This is a genomic window from Photorhabdus africana, assembly GCF_035181445.1.
In the GTDB taxonomy this organism is placed as follows: Bacteria; Pseudomonadota; Gammaproteobacteria; order Enterobacterales; family Enterobacteriaceae; genus Photorhabdus; species Photorhabdus laumondii.
Window position 1 is genome coordinate 184713 of sequence record NZ_JAXBVE010000003.1, and the last position, 17959, is coordinate 202671.

26 protein-coding genes are annotated in these 17959 nt (G+C 48.2%); 19 read left to right on the plus strand and 7 right to left on the minus strand.

The features are described 5' to 3' along the window. Positions 1–151: 151 nt before the first annotated feature. Together SLS51_RS02985 and SLS51_RS02990 are read right to left on the minus strand one after the other, a co-directional pair. Entirely contained in the window at positions 152–1186 is a 1035-nt protein-coding gene (locus SLS51_RS02985) for a phage portal protein (protein ID WP_323835362.1), read from the minus strand. Continuing rightward, positions 1186–2943, minus strand: a complete 1758-nt coding sequence (locus tag SLS51_RS02990) for a terminase ATPase subunit family protein (RefSeq protein ID WP_323835364.1) — start codon at positions 2941–2943, stop codon at positions 1186–1188. Before SLS51_RS02990 ends, SLS51_RS02985 begins: the two co-directional genes overlap by 1 nt. A gap of 142 nt (positions 2944–3085) precedes the next feature. Here SLS51_RS02990 and SLS51_RS02995 point away from each other — a divergent pair, with 142 nt between their 5' ends. The 18 genes from SLS51_RS02995 to SLS51_RS03080 all read left to right on the plus strand — a co-directional run bounded on the left by SLS51_RS02995 (position 3086) and on the right by SLS51_RS03080 (position 14781). Continuing rightward, entirely contained in the window at positions 3086–3922 is an 837-nt protein-coding gene (locus SLS51_RS02995) for a GPO family capsid scaffolding protein (protein WP_323835366.1), read from the plus strand. Between the two features lie 12 nt (positions 3923–3934). Beyond that, the gene (locus SLS51_RS03000) at positions 3935–5038 is read left to right on the plus strand and encodes a phage major capsid protein, P2 family (protein ID WP_323835367.1); all 1104 of its coding nucleotides are present in this window, start codon (positions 3935–3937) and stop codon (positions 5036–5038) included. After that, complete coding sequence (gene gpM, locus SLS51_RS03005) at positions 5038–5703, plus strand: phage terminase small subunit (protein ID WP_323835369.1); 666 nt, start codon at positions 5038–5040, stop codon at positions 5701–5703. The genes SLS51_RS03000 and gpM overlap by 1 nt, the downstream gene beginning before the upstream one ends. Positions 5704–5785: 82 nt before the next feature. Next, entirely contained in the window at positions 5786–6250 is a 465-nt protein-coding gene (locus SLS51_RS03010) for a head completion/stabilization protein (protein WP_110085761.1), read from the plus strand. After that, the gene (locus SLS51_RS03015; RefSeq protein WP_323835372.1) at positions 6250–6453 is read left to right on the plus strand and encodes a tail protein X; all 204 of its coding nucleotides are present in this window, start codon (positions 6250–6252) and stop codon (positions 6451–6453) included. Before SLS51_RS03010 ends, SLS51_RS03015 begins: the two co-directional genes overlap by 1 nt. A gap of 3 nt (positions 6454–6456) precedes the next feature. Next, a complete protein-coding gene (locus tag SLS51_RS03020; protein WP_113049722.1) occupies positions 6457–6780 on the plus strand; it encodes a phage holin, lambda family in 324 nt (107 codons plus the stop codon). Next, on the plus strand, positions 6773–7168 hold the full coding sequence (locus tag SLS51_RS03025) for a structural protein (RefSeq protein WP_323835375.1): 396 nt from the start codon (positions 6773–6775) through the stop codon (positions 7166–7168). The genes SLS51_RS03020 and SLS51_RS03025 overlap by 8 nt, the downstream gene beginning before the upstream one ends. Beyond that, positions 7165–7545, plus strand: coding sequence for a hypothetical protein (locus SLS51_RS03030; RefSeq protein ID WP_323835377.1), 381 nt, complete (start codon positions 7165–7167; stop codon positions 7543–7545). The genes SLS51_RS03025 and SLS51_RS03030 overlap by 4 nt, the downstream gene beginning before the upstream one ends. Further along, positions 7517–7693 (plus strand): Rz1-like lysis system protein LysC, encoded by a 177-nt coding sequence (gene lysC / locus SLS51_RS03035; RefSeq protein ID WP_254361150.1) that lies wholly within the window; start codon positions 7517–7519, stop codon positions 7691–7693. Before SLS51_RS03030 ends, lysC begins: the two co-directional genes overlap by 29 nt. Next, complete coding sequence (locus SLS51_RS03040) at positions 7686–8102, plus strand: phage tail protein (RefSeq protein WP_323835380.1); 417 nt, start codon at positions 7686–7688, stop codon at positions 8100–8102. Before lysC ends, SLS51_RS03040 begins: the two co-directional genes overlap by 8 nt. A 1-nt stretch (position 8103) precedes the next feature. Continuing rightward, a complete protein-coding gene (locus SLS51_RS03045) occupies positions 8104–8769 on the plus strand; it encodes a phage virion morphogenesis protein (protein WP_323835382.1) in 666 nt (221 codons plus the stop codon). Between the two features lie 37 nt (positions 8770–8806). Next, positions 8807–9445 (plus strand): phage baseplate assembly protein V, encoded by a 639-nt coding sequence (locus tag SLS51_RS03050; protein WP_323835384.1) that lies wholly within the window; start codon positions 8807–8809, stop codon positions 9443–9445. After that, positions 9442–9783 (plus strand): GPW/gp25 family protein, encoded by a 342-nt coding sequence (locus SLS51_RS03055; RefSeq protein WP_323835386.1) that lies wholly within the window; start codon positions 9442–9444, stop codon positions 9781–9783. The genes SLS51_RS03050 and SLS51_RS03055 overlap by 4 nt, the downstream gene beginning before the upstream one ends. A 2-nt stretch (positions 9784–9785) precedes the next feature. Next, positions 9786–10694: a baseplate assembly protein gene (locus tag SLS51_RS03060; protein ID WP_323835388.1), complete on the plus strand. Its 909-nt coding sequence runs from the start codon at positions 9786–9788 to the stop codon at positions 10692–10694. Further along, the gene (locus SLS51_RS03065) at positions 10687–11295 is read left to right on the plus strand and encodes a phage tail protein I (protein ID WP_323835390.1); all 609 of its coding nucleotides are present in this window, start codon (positions 10687–10689) and stop codon (positions 11293–11295) included. Before SLS51_RS03060 ends, SLS51_RS03065 begins: the two co-directional genes overlap by 8 nt. Continuing rightward, complete coding sequence (locus SLS51_RS03070; RefSeq protein ID WP_323835392.1) at positions 11292–12815, plus strand: phage tail protein; 1524 nt, start codon at positions 11292–11294, stop codon at positions 12813–12815. Before SLS51_RS03065 ends, SLS51_RS03070 begins: the two co-directional genes overlap by 4 nt. Next, positions 12816–13262 (plus strand): tail fiber assembly protein, encoded by a 447-nt coding sequence (locus SLS51_RS03075; protein WP_323835394.1) that lies wholly within the window; start codon positions 12816–12818, stop codon positions 13260–13262. A 313-nt stretch (positions 13263–13575) separates the two neighbouring features. Next, positions 13576–14781, plus strand: a complete 1206-nt coding sequence (locus tag SLS51_RS03080) for a phage tail sheath protein (RefSeq protein ID WP_323835396.1) — start codon at positions 13576–13578, stop codon at positions 14779–14781. Here the strand turns inward: SLS51_RS03080 and SLS51_RS03085 are convergent. From SLS51_RS03085 to SLS51_RS03105, 5 genes are all read right to left on the minus strand, one after another. Continuing rightward, the gene (locus SLS51_RS03085; protein WP_323835398.1) at positions 14735–15010 is read right to left on the minus strand and encodes a helix-turn-helix domain-containing protein; all 276 of its coding nucleotides are present in this window, start codon (positions 15008–15010) and stop codon (positions 14735–14737) included. The genes SLS51_RS03080 and SLS51_RS03085 overlap by 47 nt on opposite strands. Positions 15011–15209: 199 nt before the next feature. Then, on the minus strand, positions 15210–15524 hold the full coding sequence (locus SLS51_RS03090; protein ID WP_323835400.1) for a HigA family addiction module antitoxin: 315 nt from the start codon (positions 15522–15524) through the stop codon (positions 15210–15212). Continuing rightward, entirely contained in the window at positions 15524–15802 is a 279-nt protein-coding gene (locus tag SLS51_RS03095) for a type II toxin-antitoxin system RelE/ParE family toxin (RefSeq protein WP_166287717.1), read from the minus strand. The genes SLS51_RS03090 and SLS51_RS03095 overlap by 1 nt, the downstream gene beginning before the upstream one ends. An 879-nt stretch (positions 15803–16681) precedes the next feature. Then, positions 16682–16966 carry a type II toxin-antitoxin system RelE/ParE family toxin gene (locus tag SLS51_RS03100; RefSeq protein WP_323835403.1) on the minus strand — a complete coding sequence of 95 codons (285 nt, stop codon included), beginning with the start codon at positions 16964–16966 and terminating at the stop codon, positions 16682–16684. Further along, a complete protein-coding gene (locus SLS51_RS03105; RefSeq protein ID WP_112877769.1) occupies positions 16959–17201 on the minus strand; it encodes a type II toxin-antitoxin system ParD family antitoxin in 243 nt (80 codons plus the stop codon). Before SLS51_RS03105 ends, SLS51_RS03100 begins: the two co-directional genes overlap by 8 nt. Before the next feature lie 301 nt (positions 17202–17502). Between SLS51_RS03105 and SLS51_RS03110 the strand changes: the two genes are divergently transcribed. Next, a partial coding sequence (locus SLS51_RS03110; protein WP_323835405.1) for an IS4/Tn5 family transposase DNA-binding protein occupies positions 17503–17959 on the plus strand: 457 nt, incomplete at its 3' end.

Below are 17959 nucleotides of genomic sequence, written 5' to 3' on the forward strand. Positions count from 1 at the left end.
GCAGGCGCGGCGGGGTCACGACTGCGCGCGGCAGCGTTTGGTAACTGTGCTGGTCTCAAATTTCATAATGTAATTATTCTGTATTGAAACTATATTTCTTCCAGACAAAAAAAGACCGCTCAGTAGGCGGCCTCTCGATCAATAACGCGGACTATTCGTCCTCGTCCATATCCAACGAATACCGTTCAAACCGGATCACTTCCTCACCAATCCAGTCATTTAACTGTTTCATCTTGCTTTGCAGCGGCATCAGTTCATTACGTACAAACACCTTAGCCGCCTTCTCCACATCACCAAAACCGCCGGTATTCTGTGGAATAATCCCCATCATCTGCGGTGGTACGCGGTGTGCGGCCAATATGTCGTCACGGCTGGCATTCTTGATATTTAAAAATTCGTCTTTAGCTGCGGCTTCAGACAGTGGAATGGTCTGGATACCGTCTTTTTTACCGCCCGGTGCATATAAAAACAGGTTGCGGAAATTACCCGGCCCTTTGGCGTTTTTCAGCGCGTCGCGAATATTATCGATATCGGACAGGTTTTGTGACGCATCGCTGATATACAGGATGTAACCCGCATGGGAACCGTTCAGGTAATACTTGCGGCGAAACAGCGTAGCCGATTCATTTAGCAATGCCGACGGTAGCGCAGCTAAATACTCCGGCAATCCGTACAGTTCCTGATTAATATCGGGTTCAATCAGATGAAACACTTGCCCCGTCGGGAATGGGTATGGCTGGCTGTTGTAGCCATATTTCACAAACCAGTAGGTTTCCAGGTCTTCACCGCGTCGGGTGAACTTGGCTGGGCAATGATGCAGCTTCAAAGGCTGGCCGAGGCGATTCTTGCGTTGTTCAAGATAAGCATTGCCAAACAGCATAAAGTCCAGCGCCCATGAATCGAATGCCTGTCGGCTAAGTAGCCGATGTGGGATAAAGGTACTGGTCAGGATGTTGCGTTTGACATAAACCGCGCTGCTGTGGTGCGGTGCCGAGCGAAACGACAGCGCCAGCCCGTTAAAACTGATTGGGGGTTCATACCAATTATCGACTAGCACACATTCCAAATAATCAAACACCTCGCGCCGGTCAAGGACGGGGATTGGATCGCCAAAGGTGAATGCCTCAATCGATGGGCTGGCCGTGGTTTTCACCGCCGGGCTGCGTTTTCTGTTTTTACGGCTCATCAGTAAACCTCAACAATATTTCTATGGTGGGGAGTGTCACCGGTAATCGGTTCATTAAACAGGGCGTGCATGGTGGCCCATGCCAGATCTGCGTGACTGGCTTCCTCGCTGCGGCTGGCTTGATAGGTCGGGCGGTTGCCGCTGGCGGTGGTAGAACGGCGGATCGCCATAAAACTTTGTGCAATGTCGGTCTGGCCGGCGTCAAACTCCAGCCGACGATGGTTGATAATGTCCCATGCCTTAAGTACCAGCGCGTTTTTAACGGCGGGGTTATAGACAAATTCCCGCACGGACGGGAAAAATTCTTTGACGTTTTGGTAAACTCCATGTCCGACGCCGGTCGAGTCAATGCCGATATATTCGACGTTGTACTGTTCCGTCAGTCGTTTGATGGCGTCAGATTGAGCGCGAAAGTTCATGCCACGCCACTGATGACGTTCGAGGATGCGGAATTTGCCACCCGGTACCCGCGGTGGAGCGACTACGACACAGCCGGCACTGTCGCCATTTTCGCCCCCTTTGGCGGGGTCATAACCGATCCAGACAGGGTAATAACCATAGGGGCGTAGCATCAGGGGTTGCACATCGTCCCAGATTTCCCAGCTATCGACCATGCAACCCTGCATCAGTTGCAGTGAGAAAATGGATTCGATATCGTCCATAAATTCACACATCAGCAGGTTCTGGTACTCGTCCGGGCTGTATTCCAGCCGTAACTGGTCAATATCAAACAGGTTACAGCCGCCTCTGACTGCATCTTCAACCGTGACAATCTGCCGCCACTGACCATCGGCACATCGTAGGCCGCTGGCTAATGCTTGATGGCTAATATCAATGTCAATGCGATTGGCCTTGGCGCGGCCACGGTTAAACAGTTTACCTGACCAATACGGGTACGCGCTGTGGGTTAAGCTGGACGGTGTAGAAAAGTAAGTCTGGTGCCATTTTTTGTGCATCGCCATACCGGATGCTACCTTACGCAGTTCCTGAAACTTCGGAATCCAGAAATATTCATCCAGATAGAGATTGCCGTGATAGCTTTGCGCGGTGCGGGCATTGGTACCGAGAAAATACAGGGTGGCACCATTATTCAGGGTGATCGGATCGCCTTTTAGTTCGGCGTCCACTTCCCGCGCCATTTCCAGGATATACTGCTTGAATACGTGGGCCTGCGCTTTACTGGCAGAGAGAAATATCTGATTGCGTCCGGTAGTCAACGCATCGATCAGGGCTTCACGGGCAAAAAAGAATGTCGCACCAATTTGACGGGATTTCAGGATATTGCGGATACGATGCGCTAATCCGGCGTGATACCAATCATGTTGATAATCGAATAGGGTCGAGCGGAAAATGTCTTCCAGCTTTTTGACTTGTTCTTCGCTGAACACGTTCTTTTCCGGTGGCCGGCGCTCACCTTTGTTGCGGTTAGCAATTTTGGGGTTCAGATCGGCTTCATTACCGCCGCGGTTGTATTTCCTGATCCGCGCCTGTCGTTCTAACTGACGGTGCAGCAGGTCAATTTCCTTAAAGTCCTTGCCTTCTTTTTGCTCCTTGGCGATAAGCTGACATAACCGTGCTTCAAGAGATAACTCGACTCGTTCAAACGAGGTCACCTCATCCCATTTGTCGCGACGTTTCCAGCTATGGATAGTTGATGCTTTCTCGTTGAGCATTTCCGCAATCCGTGCGATCCGGTACCCGTTAAAATACAGGTGCATTGCGTGCTTACGGGGATCAAAATCGGGCGTTGTTTTCATGCCACCAGACTACAGACCCGTCCGTCATTTCTCTGTGTCTGCCCTGTGTGCCAGCCCAGACACAACCGCATTTTATTGTTTCCTCGACATGACGATACAAACTAGTAGGCCATGACTGATTCATTGATAATCGGGGCTTACAATGCCGAAGAAATCCAAACCTTTTCGAATCTGTGTGGAAGGTGCAACCACAGACGGGCGCAAGGTTCAGCGCGAATGGCTGACACAGATTGCCGCCAACTATGACCCGCAGACCTACGGTGCGCGTATCAACATGGAACATTACAATTTTTCGTGGAGTCCGCGCTTTGGTGATGTGGAATCGGTTTTTACCGAAGAAATCAAGGACGGTGCGCTGGCGGGCAAGCTGGGGTTGTATGGAATACTTTTACCCACCGATGATCTGGTGGAAATGAACCGTAAGCGTCAAAAGGTTTACACCTCCGCCGAAATCAACCTGGATTTTGCTGACTTCGGCGGGGCGTATCTGGTGGGATTGGCCGTTACTGACAGTCCGGCGAGCCTTGGCACTGAAATGTTGCAGTTTAGCGCTAATGCGACCAATAACCCGCTGAATTCGCGCAAGCAGCACCCGAACAATGTTTTTACTGCCGCGGAAGAAATTTTGCTCGAATTTATTGATTTGTCAGAGGAAAACGAAAAAATTTCTCTCTTTTCCTGTGTACAGACGTTCTTCCAGAAAAAGCAGCAGAGTGATGATACTCGTTTTACCGATATCCATCGGGCCGTCGAACTGTGTGCCCAAGAGCAGCAGGCCACGGTGGAAACCGTAAACACACTTTCTCAACAAATAGGCAAAATAGCTGCTATCAAACAGAAGCAGACCGAACTTGAAACCCAGCTTAGTGACTTAAAAACTCAGTTGAGTCAGCAAGACAGCCAGAAAACACACCGACCTGTTTCGCTGGGATCGCCGAACGCCGACACTCCAGTCAGTAAACATCTGACCAACTGTTAATGGAACAACCCCATGAAGAACGAAACTCGATTTAAATTTAACGCTTTTCTGATGCGTCTGGGTGAAATTTACGGTGTGGACGCCACGGCATTTACAGGCAAGGTAGAAGTCAATCCATCCGTTGCCCAGACGTTGGAAGATGAAATCCAGCAAAGTGCCGATTTTCTGCAAAAAATTAACATGGTTCCCGTCAGCGAGCAGTCGGGCGAAGCGATTGGGCTAGGTGTCGGTTCGACTATTGCAGGGACGACAGACACCGACAGTAAGGAGCGAGAAACTTCCGATCCGACCCGATTCAACGCTATTGAATACAAATGCGAACAAACCAACTTTGATACTAGCATTCCTTACAAAAAACTAGACTTGTGGGCGAAATTTCAAGATTTCCAGTTACGTATCCGTAACGTCATTATCCGTCGTCAGGCATTGGACCGCATTATGATCGGCTGGAATGGGGTTAAACGCGCCAAAACTTCAAACCGCGTTCAATATCCACTATTGCAAGATGTAAATATCGGCTGGTTGGAAAAAATCCGACAGGATGCACCGGATCATGTCATGAGCAATATCACTGACGAAGCCGGTAAGGTTATATCTGAAACCATCCGTGTAGGAGATGGGGGAGATTTTAATAATCTTGACGCATTAGTGATAGATACCGTCAACAATGCTATCGACCCAGAATATCAGGATGATACGGAACTGGTGGTCATTTGTGGCCGTGAACTGCTGGCTGATAAATATTTCCCGTTGGTCAATCAGTCGCAGCCCAACACCGAAAAAATGGCGGCAGATGTGATTATCAGCCAGAAACGTATCGGTAATTTGCCCGCAGTGCGTGTACCGTATTTCCCGCCCAAAGCCTTGCTAATTAGCCGTCTGGATAATCTGTCTATCTATTATCAGGAAGGCACCCGCCGACGTTCTGTGCTGGATAACCCCAAACGTGATCGCATTGAAAACTACGAATCAGTCAATGAGGCGTATGTCGTTGAAGACTATCGCAGTGTGGCCCTGATTGAAAATATCGAGATGTTGGCAGCCAGCAAAAAAGCAGCGTCATTGCAGCCAGATAATGCCGTACCTGAGCACAATGCCGACACTGAGGAACCATAATGGCTAGCCCGTGGCAGCGTCACCGAATGCGATTACAGGCGATCGAGGCCGCTCAACTGAGTCGCCCCGCGCTGCAAAATCACGGCGGTTATAACCAGATGCTGCTGATGCTGGAGCAAGACCGCCGTCACCTTAAAAAAATCCAGTCTATGGAGCGCAAAGCGCAGCACAAAAGGCAGATCTTGCCTAAATATGCGCCGTGGATTACTGGGGTATTACAGGGGGGCATAGGTCATCAAGATGATGTACTGATGTATGTCCTGCTGTGGCGCATTGATGCCGGTGATTATGATGGTGCGCTGGATATCGCCGAGTATGCGTTACAGCACCGACTTGCTATGCCTGAAAATCATGAGCGGACAACGGGCTGTGCCGTTACAGAAGAGATCGCCGAAGCAGCCCAGCGTTGCTATACCGCTAAATCTCCGGTGCCTCTTGCCACGCTGGAACGGGCGGCCAATCTCACCCACGATCAGGATATGCCCGATAAGGTGAGGGCGGAGTTATATAAATGGCTCGGTTACAGCCAGCGGGATAACAATCAGCCGCAGCCTGCCTATTGTTCGCTGAGCAGGGCTTTAGAACTGAACAATCATGTTGGCGTGAAAAAAGACTTAGAGCAACTTGCCAGAGCGCTCCGCAGTCAGAAACACGACAACACATAACCGAACGTGCCAACGCGCCGGGGCGGCACGGGGTGGCGAAGTCTCAACGCCCTGTTCACCGCCCACCTATTTAGGGGGCAATATGGATTTTATTTCAACCGCACCCGCAACGGATAAACAGGCCACCATGACCAGTGCCCCGTTTTTTCCTGCTATTGAGATCAGTCGTTACCGTGACGAGATGCGCACAGATGGTACGGTCACCGCGCCGAGATTACATCAAGCAATTTCCAACGCCATTGTTGAGGTTAATCGCGAGCTGAACCATTGGCGGCTGAGCCATATCGATGAGGGATACTCATCACTGGCCGATATTCCCGCCGGCACTCTCAATGGCGAGAGTGAGTTGGTTTATCTCTATCGTCGAGCGGTGTTTTGCCTGACTAAGGCGAATCTGATCGAGCGTTACCGCGATATCGACACGACTCAGACCGGCAGTAAAAAGGCTGAGGCAATGGAAATCACCATTGACGACCTGTGGCGGGATGCGCAATGGGCGATGCGCCGGATACAGGGGCGGGATCATGTCATTGTGGCGCTGATCTAATGCGGGTAAGGGCACAACAGTATGACACCGTGGATTCCTTATGCTGGCGCCACTATGGACGAACACAGGGAGTCACCGAACGGGTATTAGCAGCCAATCCCGGTTTGGCCGATGTTGGGGCCATCTTGCCGCAGGGTACCGAGATTGAACTGCCTGAAATAATGCCTGCTGCTGTAACGCCTATCATTCAATTATGGGATTAGAAAATGGACAAACAACCGGATTTATGGGCCGATTTATTGAATGGCCTGAGAAATTCATGGCCGCAGATATCCGGCTCCTTACTGGCTGTACTGATCTGTTATGGTCGCCTGATTTATGACGGTGTAGCGCGAAAAAAACGCTGGGTTGAACCGTTGCTATGTGGCGCGTTGTCGTGGGGTGTTTCCAGCGGGCTGGAACTGTTTGGCATTCCCGGCAGTGTTTCACCGGCTTTGGGAGGCACCATTGGTTTTATTGGTGTTGAAAAACTGCGTGAATTTGCCCTTCGCGCAATCAATAAACGTTTGGGAGACAAATCACATGACTAGAGGTGCTCGCAACCATAATCCGGGCAATATCCGCCACGGCGATAAATGGCTGGGATTACACGACACACAAACAGACCCGTCATTTTGTCAATTTGTATCACCAGAATACGGCATACGGGCCATTATCAAGATTATCCGCAATTATGAACGAAAATACGGATTGAACAGTATCCGGCAGATAATTTCTCGTTGGGCACCCCCGAATGAAAATGATACCGAAAATTACATTGCATATATGAGCCGGGCGGTTGGTATTCCCTGTAATGCGGTGATTGATGTTGATAATCCGGTGATCATGACCCGATTGGTTCGCGCCATCATTCAAATGGAGAACGGACAGCAACCGTATGCCGATACGATCATTAAACGGGCGTTTGCGCTGTTATGAGGTTTAATCTGCACATATTCACCTTGAGTATGCTGGTGGCAGTGTCCGGCCTGCTCTGGTTCTATTACGGTGAGTATCAGCAAAAAAGCGATGAATACCAAACGCTGAACCAGTGGTATAAGCAACAGCAAACCATTACCGATAACGCATTCCAAACCATCAGAATAATCAATGATATCTCACGGGTTAATAACGAAAATCGGGAGCGATCAGCCGTGGATGCCGCACAAATTCAGGCGGCGATCAATACCGCTGTTGTCGGGAATGATTGCGCCCGTCGTGTTGCTCCTGATAGGGCTGTTGTCCGGTTGCAGCAGCACGCGAACCGAATACGTTCAGGTACCGTTGATGCCGATTCCGATGCATCTGCTCGCTGACTGTCTGCCCCCGGTCATAGCCGACCCAATGACATGGGGTGATAGCTTGTTGCTGAATGCACAGTTATTGGCGGTTATTGAACAGTGCAATCTGGATAAACAGGCCATTCGACAAATAGAACAGATTAGACAGGTGACACATGAATAAGCCTAACGCCTTGCGAAAAGTCCTGACAGAAAAGCTCCCCTACTTGCGCGACAACCCTGAATACCTGCATTTGTTTGTTGAAGATGGCACTGTGCTGGCGACAATGGTGCTCTCCTTGTCTTACGAATATGAATACACGCTAAACCTGATTATTGAAGCCTATCCCGATGATCAGAATGTGCTCATGGCGGTTATCGGGCACTGGATACGCGAGCACCAGCCAGATATTTTCGCTCATCCTGACAATCGCCGCAGCGGCTTTACCTTTGACGTGAATATTCTCAATGATGACACCGCTGATATCAGTATCGACCTGAAACTGACCGAGCGTATACTGGTCACCCAGCAAGGGCCGGTCAGCACAGTGAGCGCCATTTCTGAGCCTGAAAACCCGTTTGACAGGTGGTGAGATGAACAGTGACGCATTGCAGCCTTTGGATACCGCACTAACCGCCCTGTTGAATCAACTTTCTCCCGCCAGTCGAAAGCAACTGGCCCGTGATATTGCGCGGGACTTGCGACAGAGCCAAATGCAACGTATCCGATCCCAGCGTAACCCTGACGGCAGCCGCTTTACCCAACGCAAGGCACAAACCCGCACTGTACAGCATGGTATAAAATTCATCTGGCGTGGTGAACCTCGCACCTTGAAAAATTGGCAAATCCGCAAGGGCAAGAAGGGTGAAATGATTACTGGCTATGATGCTGAGCGTAAAAGTCAGCGTACTTTTTACAAACGCGATATCCAACGTTTTCTGGACGTCAAAACCGACCGGATCAGTACCCGAAAATCCAATAAAAAGACCCGCATGTTTAAGAAACTGGCTACCGCGCGTTACTTACGTTTGTCCGCCAGTGATCGGGAAGCCGTTATCTTTTTCGCATCGAAAGTCACTGCGGTTGCTCGTGTGCATCAGTTCGGGTTAAAGGAGCGCATGAAAGGGAAAAACATTGAAGTCAAATATCCATCGCGGCGACTTTTGGGACTGACACAGAGTGATATTCAACATATCGAAGACCAGATACTTTCCCATCTCACCCACGGATGTGTGCCAGTCAGTACACAAACCCTATGACGTGCAGGTGAGGGTTTGGGGTGACATTGTTGTCTGCATGAACACACAATTAACTGAACTGTTGCGCCGATTGCGCAACCTGATCCGAATCGGTGTTATTACCCAGGTAGATACTACACGGGGAATGTGCCGGGTTATGACAGGCAATCTTGAAACTGACTGGTTGCATTGGTTGACATCCAGAGCGGGAAGTTCCCGAACATGGTGGGTACCCAGTGTTGATGAGCAGGTTTTATTGTTATCCCTTGGTGGTGACTTGACCACGGCCTTTATACTGCCTGCGATTTTTTCTGATGAGTTTCCAGCCCCTTCGGCATCACCAGAAGCGGTGTGTATCGCTTTTCCTGATGGTGCTGTGATGGAATACGAACCACAGATCAGCGCCTTAACTGTCACAGGTATTAAGACCGCCACGATTACCGCGTCGGCTTCCGTGCATGTTACTGCACCAGAAATCACTTGTATGGCCGACAATCAGATCACATTGGATACACCCACCGTCATTTGCACTCACCATCTGACTACGGGCAGTCTGGAAGTGCAAAAAGGCGGCACTATGCGTGGCAATATCGTTCATGTAGGGGGTGAATTCAGTTCTAACGGGGTTGTGGTGGATTCGCACCGACACCACGGTGTGCGCTCCGGTGACAGTACATCGGGAGTTCCCATATCATGATGTACCTTGGTATGAATCGACAGACGGGTGAGGCTATCAGCGATATTGCCCATGTTCGCCAGTCAGTCAGCGATATCTTGCTAACGCCGATGGGTAGCCGTATTACTCGCCGCCAATATGGTTCGTTGTTATCCGAACTGATTGATGCGCCCCAAAATCCTGCTTTACGTCTGCAAATTATGGCTGCGTGCTATACCGCCATCCAGCGATGGGAACCCCGCATTACCCTGACCGCTATCACTATCAATCAAGGTGAAGCCGGACACATGACTGTTGATATCAGCGGCCAGTATCAGCTATCCAATGCCCCGGTTGCTTTTTCTGTGCCTGTGGGGTGACCATGCCGACCATCGACCTTAGCCAGTTACCGACGCCGGAGGTTGTCGAACTGCTGGATTTCGAAACCCTGCTGGCCGAGCGAAAAGAAAAACTGATTTCACTGTATCCGCCAGAGCATCGCGATGCTATCACCCGCACGTTGGCGCTGGAATCCGAACCCATCACCAAACTGTTGCAGGAAAACGCCTATCGGGAATTGCTCTTGCGTCAGCGCGTTAATGAGGCAGCGCGGGCGGCGATGGTAGCGTATGCCACAGGCAGCGACTTAGACCAACTGGGGGCGAATAACAATGTACAGCGTTTGGTATTACAGCCCGCTGACAATCTCTCCATACCGCCGATCTCTGTGGTGCTGGAATCTGACGCTGATTTTCGGGTACGCATTCCTCAAGCGTTCGAGGGGTTAAGCGTCGCCGGCCCTGTGGCATCCTATGAATACCATGCGCGCAGTGCTGACGGACGGGTTGCCGATGCGTCGGTGATCAGCCCAGCGCCTGCCTGTGTCACAGTCAGTATTTTGTCACGTGAGGGGAACGGCGCGGCCAGTGATGAATTGATTGCGGTCGTGAATACTGCTCTGAATGATGAAAACGTTCGCCCCGTGGCCGATCGCCTGACTGTACAGTCTGCGGAGATTGTCGATTATCAAATTGATGCCGTGCTGTACCTGTACCCAACCCCGGAATATGAGCCGATATTGCAGGCTGTGCGTGAACGACTGGCGCGTTACACTGCCGAGCAACACCGGATTGGCCGCGATATCGTGTGCAGTGCCATTTTTGCTGTCTTGCATATGCCCGGTGTTCAGCGTGTTAACCTGAAAGCTCCGGCGCAGGATGTGATTCTGGATAAAACTCAAGCGAGTTTTTGCACACGTGCGCAGGTAGTGATTGGGGGAGCGGATGAATAACCGTTTGTTACCTGTTGGATCATCACTGCTGGAAGTGGCCGCCGCTGAAGCCCTCGCCAGTCTGTCAAATGTGCCGGTTCCCCTGCGTGACTTGTGGAGTCCTGAGCGGTGTCCAGTGAAGTTGCTCCCCTATCTGGCGTGGGCGTGGTCGGTTGACCGCTGGGATATGGACTGGCCGGAGAATACTAAACGCGAGTCAATTAAGGCGTCGATGTTTGTTCATAAACATAAGGGAACCATTGGCGCAATCCGGCGAATAGTGGAACCATTCGGTTATCTCATCCGTGTTATCGAATGGTGGCAAACCAATGATGTCCCCGGTACTTTCCGGTTGGATATTGGCGTCATGGAAACGGGTATCACCGAGACCACCTATCAAGAACTAGAACGGTTGATTTTTGATGCCAAACCCGCTTCACGGCATTTGGTCGGTATGTCTATTCAGTTGGAGACCAGTGGCGAAAATTATTGCCCTGTCGCCAGTTACAGCGGTGATGTATTAACCGTTTACCCCTATATCTCGGAATTAATTACCGCCATTGGCTCTGATGTAGTAGGGGTTGGAGTGCATATTATTGATGATGTGAGGATTGAGTCATGAGGACCAAATATTTTGCCCTGTTAACTCAATTGGGCGCGGATAAGCTGGCAAATGCCGCCGCGTTGGGTACCAAGATTGAAATCACCCATATGGCTGTTGGTGATGGTGGCGGAAGCTTGCCGACACCAGATACTGCACAGACTAAACTGGTTAACGAACGCCGTCGTGCGGCGATTGATGAGCTAAATGTTGATCCCAAGAATACTAACCAGATTATTGCTGAGCAGGTAATCCCCGAAAACGAGGGTGGTTGGTGGATACGGGAAATTGGCCTGTTTGATAAAGACGGCGTGCTGATTGCAGTCGGAAATTGCGCGGAGACTTACAAACCGCAGTTACAGGAAGGCTCAGGGCGTACACAGACTATTCGTATGGTATTGATTGTCAGCAGTACCGACACAGTAACATTGAAAGTTGATCCCTCCGTGGTGCTGGCAACGCGGGAATATGTGGACGAGTCGATTCAAACTCATGTGAAGAACCCTAACCACCCTGACGCTACGCTAAAAGATAAGGGTTTCGTTGTTTTGAGCAGCGCAGTAGATAGTAGTAGTGAAATCCACGCGGCAACCCCGAAGGCGGTTAAGGCGGCGTATGACTTGGCAAATGTCGCGGACAATAACGCTAATGGCCGTGTGCCTACTAATCGTAAGGTGAACGGGAAGGCGCTTTCTTCTGATATTTCACTGAATGCGGGGGATATTGGGGCGTATACCAAAGGGGAAATTGATTCTCGTGTGAATGAAGTCAACATACTGGCAAACACGGCAAACCAGAATGCGACCGATGCTAATGATAATGCAAATAGTCGATTGTCCAGGAAAGAGAATGGCGCTGACATTCCTGACAAAAATGTTTTTGTGAAAAATCTCAATTTGTTGGAAACGGTGGTGTTGGCTAAAGGAGCAGTACCGAGCAACCGGAAAATCAACGGTAAGGCGTTGACAGGGGATCTAAGTTTGAGTGCTGGAGATGTGGGAGCATATACGCGAGCAGAGAATGATAATACTTTCTTGCGTATTTCTAGCGATAAAAGCGCCACCGTTGGTAGTTTACTGATTGATAGCAAAACGCCCTTTCCTGAATTGCGTTTCAAATCGAAAGATGGGTATGTGGTAGGAATTAACGGCTCAGAAGGAAAATTGTTGCATATCTATTCTAACGATCCGAGCAATCGGCGGCGTTACAATATACTAATACCTGAGCGAAGCGGTACTCTTGCGCTACAAAATGCAGCGATAAAATCTGAAAATGGTTGGTGGCAATGCGGGGATACGGGAATAATGATTCAATGGGTTAAAGTTGCATCCAGTCAACAATCATGGGTAAAAGTCAATTATCCAATTTCTTTTAAAAATAAGTTTTTTGGCTATATTGCCAGTATGTCGAGTATCAATACATCAACGGGTCACACATTAGTACGTAATGCAACACTATCGACATTTGAATATCAAGCTGGCACTCCTAACAGTAATGAGAATCCAGACAGAGTTGTACATATATTATTTTGGGGGGTATAAATGGTTTATTTCTCCAGAAAAGAAGGCGCTTTTTATAATGAAGTTCATGAAGAATGTGTTGAAATAACAGCAGAAAAACACAATGAATTACTTGAGGGGCAATCGCGCGGTTTATCAATTGTCAGTAATAAAGAGGGTTATCCAGTACTCATTGAACGTGCTCCGTCCGTTTATCATAAATATGATGGTGAAAAGTGGATAATATCAGAAAGTGATAAAATAAAGCTTAGACAGGAACAGCAGCAACAAGCAGAACATAAGAAACAGCAAATTATGCTCACGGTAGGTAAACAGATAGCCCCGTTACAAGATGCGGTAGATTTGGGGATGGCGAGTGATGAGGAAAAATCGCTGTTAGCCGCTTTGAAAAAATATCGGGTATTACTGAACCGCGTTGATGTTAATTTAGTACCAGATATTCATTGGCCTGAAAACCCCTCAGAATAATGGAATCAGAGCCGCAGTAGTTTAGTTCTTATTGGAGCGGCTCTGACTATTTGATATCGGGAGTCTGTGAGGTATCTACCCTATTTCTCATCTCTATTTATGCAACTTCTTCTATTTTAAGTTTCATAGTGCGTAATGTAACGACTGAATCTTTTAATTCGATGACTTCTTATTAATTGCTCAGGGGGTAAATGTCCTTGTGACTTTTTTGATATTCTCCACTTTGTGCTATCCCTGATACTTACCCAATCAACTGAATTTTATTGTCACAGCGATCACCATAGCGAAATCATCATTACGGGAGTCTTTCGCTATGGCACAAGATTATCATCATGGCGTCCGCGTGCAGGAAATCAACGAGGGCACGCGCACCATTACCACTGTCAGCACCGCTATTGTCGGGCTAGTCTGCACAGCGGATGATGCTGACACCAAAACTTTTCCCTTGAACACACCTGTCTTGTTAACCGACGTTCTGACTGCCAGTAGTAAGGCCGGCAAAACGGGCACACTGTCCCATGTTCTGCGAGCGATTGCCGACCAGTCCAAACCCGTGACTGTTGTTGTGCGTGTGGCTCAAGGGGAAACCGAAGTCGAAACCACGTCGAATATCATTGGCGGCGTTACCGACGAAGGCAAAAAAACGGGAATGCAGGCACTGCTTGCGGCACAAGGTCAGCTCGGCATCAAACCGCGTATTTTGGGGGTGCCTGGTCATGATACCCAACCCGTCGTAACAGCCCTTGCCGACATCGCTCAAAAGCTGCGGGCAATGGCTTATGTCAATGCTTATGGCTGCAAGACCATTGCCGACGCTATCAAATACCGCAACAATTTTAATCAGCGCGAACTGATGTTGATTTGGCCGGATTTCCTCAGTTGGGATACGGTCAAAAATAGCGAGTCTATCGCATACGCAACGGCTCGTGCGCTGGGCCTGCGTGCCAAAATCGACGAGGAAACTGGCTGGCACAAAACCCTGTCCAACGTTGGTGTCAATGGTGTGACAGGGATTTCTGCCGATGTCTTTTGGGATTTGCAGGATGTTGCCACCGATGCCAACCTGCTTAACCAGAACGCCGTTACGACCTTGATCCGGAAGAATGGTTTTCGCTTTTGGGGTTCTCGCACCTGTTCGGATGATCCGCTGTTTCAGTTCGAGAGTGACACACGCACGGCGCAGGTACTGGCTGACACGATGGCTGATGCGCATATGTGGGCAATTGACAAGCCGCTGATGCCTTCACTGGTACGCGATATTATCGAGGGCATCAATGCCAAGCTGCGCGAACTAAAAGCCAATGGTTACCTGATAGACGGCCAGTGCTGGTATGACGAAAGCGCTAACACCAAGGACACCCTGAAAGCAGGCAAGCTGTTCATCGATTACAACTACACGCCGATCCTGCCATTGGAAAACCTGCTGTTGCACCAGCGCATCACTGACCAGTACCTGATGAAACAAACTATATTCAATTTTCAGGGACGTATCTGTGGTTCACTAAAATCTGATGAATAGCCAAAACAGCATTAGAAAAATCATCATCTACAATATAAAAATAGCATTCAGGAATGTTTAATACCTTGGAGAACGCACACATTGTTTCAAAGGTTGGCTGATGAGTTCCATTTTCATACTGTGACACTCTCGCTCGTGCTGACTTTTCATCTATGCCAGCCGCAATTCCGAGTTTTTCTTGCGTGATATTGGCACGCAAACAAGCGGCTTTTAAACGCTTGTTAATCATAAAGTTAACCGTCAGTTATTAGAAATGTCGCTGACGATATATGTAACATTTATTAGTGCTTTTTTTGTCAAAATTTACTTAATAATATTCTTAATGTTTAATTTGTTATTTGGGATAGTGACCGGGTAGCTGCGATAACCGCCAACAAATGTGGGCTACACACACTGGCCTCCACATTTGTTAGCTTTATTACTATTGCTTAATGCTTTGAAGTGAGCTGCGGCGTTTTGTCATTGTCGCCGTATAGAATGATCCCTGATGTGTCGATCTCATCTTCCAGTTGGCGCAAGTCGTAGTTCGTCTGTAAGCGCATCCAAAACGCCGGATTACTCCCCAGCGCAGCAGACAGTCGGATGGCAAGTGCTGGGGTTAACGCTGTTTTGCCCGAAAGAAAGCGGGAAACCGTCGCTGGAGTTACGCCGATGTTTTTAGCAAACTGGCGAACGCCAACCCCTAAATCCTCCAGCATGTTGGATACCATAACGCCCGGATGAGAAACAATAGCCTGTCTCATTAGTGATAATCCTCTAGGTTTAAAATGTAAGCATCACCATTTTTAAATTCGAATGTGATGCGCCAGTTAGCTCTGACAGTAATTGACCATATGTCAGCCCGATCCCCTTTCAAGGGGTGTAACTTGTAGGCATGAATATTTAAATCTTCTATCATGCTAGCCGTGTCGATGGCCTGTAAGCGGTCATTGATTCGGACAGCATCCTGCGCCGGGATGCCTGAAATAACTCCTTTTTCAAAAAGTTGTTTCAGCCCTTTGTGTTTAAATGACTTAATCATTTGTTCCCGTCCTTGTTACACCATGCGTAACATCATACGCCGTTGTTACACGCCATGCAACGCCAACAATAAATAACCAAGGGCCATAGCCTCAAATCTCAAAAAATTTTGCAGACAATGGTTGCGTTAACTAATTGCCATTTGAGGAGATTTGGCAATAGCTTTTTGCAATGGATAAACCACTGATCTATCGGTCAGAAGAATGGGATTGTACAAACGAATGTTTTTGTTCTTATGGTTGGTGTAGAGAAAAGTTGGCAGTTATCGTAGCTACCCGGAAACTACCTATTTTAATGATAATTAAAGATTTAGTTGCTATATGTTTTATTTGATCTGGTTGATTTATACAAAGATGGCTTGTGTATAAATTTTTTGGCAAGGTGAAGTGACATGAATATCAGTTACTAAAAACGAATATTTTTGGTGCTTGAGCACGTTATTTTAGCTATGAACGATTTCAGCAATATTTGACGTGTGAAGATATTGAAAGGATACAACGTGCAACAATCAAAATCATCGGCGCATCAAATCTTATCGGTAAATCTGAAAGTTGACTTTTGGATTCTATCAACTAGAGTATGATTATTCCCCATGAGGGCTTTGTTAAAAATTTCTCCCGCAAAGGGCTTATAACCCCTCATACATGTATGAGGGGCTTCAGACTGCTGACAAACTTCGTTGAAAATAACGGGGTTTTTTCTTTCATTATGAATCATAATGCCCTCCATTTTCCTCATTAATCCGGTCTAATCCCCCGTTAGGGCGTTATTTTCACTTCTCCTGCCATAAAATGCTTGTTCTCCAGAAATAAAAACAACAAAGCATTGCGATCAGCAATGGCAGCTCGCAGGACCACAGCACAACGTAGCACCCGCCCGCTCAAAGAAGATGATGGGGGTGATTCATCTGTTGATGAAGGATACGCGCAATCAGAATATCGGTATCCCGGATAGTATAGAAAACCGTGTGACGGTGAAACTCAACCCGCATTACACCTGGGACAGATGGGTATTCCCTTCCTATATGTGGCATCTCAGCTAGCGTGTCAAAAAATGCTTCCAGTGCCTCCGTATAATGGTCAGCCTGAGCTTCACCGAACTGCAAAAGTGTATAATCATAAGTCCCAGCAAAATCTTCAGCAGCCTGATCCGTGAGCTTATACATTATGTCTGCGTTTCCGTTGTTCCGCTATATCCCGTAGGGTCAGCGAGCTTTCCCCACTTTCCAAGCCAGCAATAACCGCCTTGCGTACAATCTCATCGTAAGCTTCTTGTTGCTCCAGCAAACGCAGCGCCGAACGTATAACTTCACTGGCATTTCCATAACGGCCACTTTCAATCATATGCTGTACGAACCCGTCAAGTTGTTCGCCCATACTGACAGTAGTAATTTTTCTCATATCTCACCAGTGTATTAATAGTTAATACATCAAGTATGCAGCAAATCAGGCTGCATTATCAACGTTCTGAAGCCCCGAAAAAATCGGGGCTTATGTCGATGTGGTCAAAGTGTGGACACTTATTTTCATAAATCCTTTTATTATCATGTGTTATGTTTGAAAAACAAACGCCATCTCTGTCTTTTCCCCCGCCTTATGGCTGTCTCTTCTACACAAATCCCTCGATTAAATCGAGGGATTTTTTGAACCTTTTTCTACCTGGCTGATCTCAATAAGAAATACTACGTTGAGGTCACGTATGATGTTTTCAACAGATGCTGAACAATGGGCAAAAGAAACTTTTCAATATGCTGATTTAGGGGATAGTCGCCGCACTAAGCGCCTAATCAAGCTGACTTCTTCTCTTGCAAATCATTTAGGAGAGTCTCTCGTGCAATCTTTAAAATCCCCTGCGGATATCGAAGCCGCTTATCGTTTTACTCGCAATCAAGCCATTAATCCTCAAGCTATCGCAGAAGCTGGCTTTGCCGCCACCGCTGAGCAGGTTAAGCACTATGATTGCCTCCTCGCGCTTGAAGATACGACCTCGCTGGAATTTATCCACCCTACGGTTCGAGATGAGATGGGGCACACCACATCCAATAAGTATTCCAGAGGTATGCATGCTCATTCCGTTCTGCTCTTTGCGCCTGATAAGCAACAGGTCGTTGGGCTCATTGAACAGGCACGTTGGACCAGAGACCTTCAGGCTTACGGGC

Excerpts from the sequence above, each read along its gene's own strand:
- SLS51_RS02985 (WP_323835362.1), bottom strand. The coding sequence starts at position 1,186 with ATGAGCCGTAAAAACAGAAAACGCAGCCCGGCGGTGAAAACCACGGCC.
- SLS51_RS02990 (WP_323835364.1), bottom strand. The coding sequence starts at position 2,943 with ATGAAAACAACGCCCGATTTTGATCCCCGTAAGCACGCAATGCACCTG.
- SLS51_RS02995 (WP_323835366.1), top strand. The coding sequence starts at position 3,086 with ATGCCGAAGAAATCCAAACCTTTTCGAATCTGTGTGGAAGGTGCAACC.
- SLS51_RS03000 (WP_323835367.1), top strand. The coding sequence starts at position 3,935 with ATGAAGAACGAAACTCGATTTAAATTTAACGCTTTTCTGATGCGTCTG.
- gpM (WP_323835369.1), top strand. The coding sequence starts at position 5,038 with ATGGCTAGCCCGTGGCAGCGTCACCGAATGCGATTACAGGCGATCGAG.
- SLS51_RS03010 (WP_110085761.1), top strand. The coding sequence starts at position 5,786 with ATGGATTTTATTTCAACCGCACCCGCAACGGATAAACAGGCCACCATG.
- SLS51_RS03015 (WP_323835372.1), top strand. The coding sequence starts at position 6,250 with ATGCGGGTAAGGGCACAACAGTATGACACCGTGGATTCCTTATGCTGG.
- SLS51_RS03020 (WP_113049722.1), top strand. The coding sequence starts at position 6,457 with ATGGACAAACAACCGGATTTATGGGCCGATTTATTGAATGGCCTGAGA.
- SLS51_RS03025 (WP_323835375.1), top strand. The coding sequence starts at position 6,773 with ATGACTAGAGGTGCTCGCAACCATAATCCGGGCAATATCCGCCACGGC.
- SLS51_RS03030 (WP_323835377.1), top strand. The coding sequence starts at position 7,165 with ATGAGGTTTAATCTGCACATATTCACCTTGAGTATGCTGGTGGCAGTG.
- lysC (WP_254361150.1), top strand. The coding sequence starts at position 7,517 with ATGCCGATTCCGATGCATCTGCTCGCTGACTGTCTGCCCCCGGTCATA.
- SLS51_RS03040 (WP_323835380.1), top strand. The coding sequence starts at position 7,686 with ATGAATAAGCCTAACGCCTTGCGAAAAGTCCTGACAGAAAAGCTCCCC.
- SLS51_RS03045 (WP_323835382.1), top strand. The coding sequence starts at position 8,104 with ATGAACAGTGACGCATTGCAGCCTTTGGATACCGCACTAACCGCCCTG.
- SLS51_RS03050 (WP_323835384.1), top strand. The coding sequence starts at position 8,807 with ATGAACACACAATTAACTGAACTGTTGCGCCGATTGCGCAACCTGATC.
- SLS51_RS03055 (WP_323835386.1), top strand. The coding sequence starts at position 9,442 with ATGATGTACCTTGGTATGAATCGACAGACGGGTGAGGCTATCAGCGAT.
- SLS51_RS03060 (WP_323835388.1), top strand. The coding sequence starts at position 9,786 with ATGCCGACCATCGACCTTAGCCAGTTACCGACGCCGGAGGTTGTCGAA.
- SLS51_RS03065 (WP_323835390.1), top strand. The coding sequence starts at position 10,687 with ATGAATAACCGTTTGTTACCTGTTGGATCATCACTGCTGGAAGTGGCC.
- SLS51_RS03070 (WP_323835392.1), top strand. The coding sequence starts at position 11,292 with ATGAGGACCAAATATTTTGCCCTGTTAACTCAATTGGGCGCGGATAAG.
- SLS51_RS03075 (WP_323835394.1), top strand. The coding sequence starts at position 12,816 with ATGGTTTATTTCTCCAGAAAAGAAGGCGCTTTTTATAATGAAGTTCAT.
- SLS51_RS03080 (WP_323835396.1), top strand. The coding sequence starts at position 13,576 with ATGGCACAAGATTATCATCATGGCGTCCGCGTGCAGGAAATCAACGAG.
- SLS51_RS03085 (WP_323835398.1), bottom strand. The coding sequence starts at position 15,010 with ATGATTAACAAGCGTTTAAAAGCCGCTTGTTTGCGTGCCAATATCACG.
- SLS51_RS03090 (WP_323835400.1), bottom strand. The coding sequence starts at position 15,524 with ATGAGACAGGCTATTGTTTCTCATCCGGGCGTTATGGTATCCAACATG.
- SLS51_RS03095 (WP_166287717.1), bottom strand. The coding sequence starts at position 15,802 with ATGATTAAGTCATTTAAACACAAAGGGCTGAAACAACTTTTTGAAAAA.
- SLS51_RS03100 (WP_323835403.1), bottom strand. The coding sequence starts at position 16,966 with ATGTATAAGCTCACGGATCAGGCTGCTGAAGATTTTGCTGGGACTTAT.
- SLS51_RS03105 (WP_112877769.1), bottom strand. The coding sequence starts at position 17,201 with ATGAGAAAAATTACTACTGTCAGTATGGGCGAACAACTTGACGGGTTC.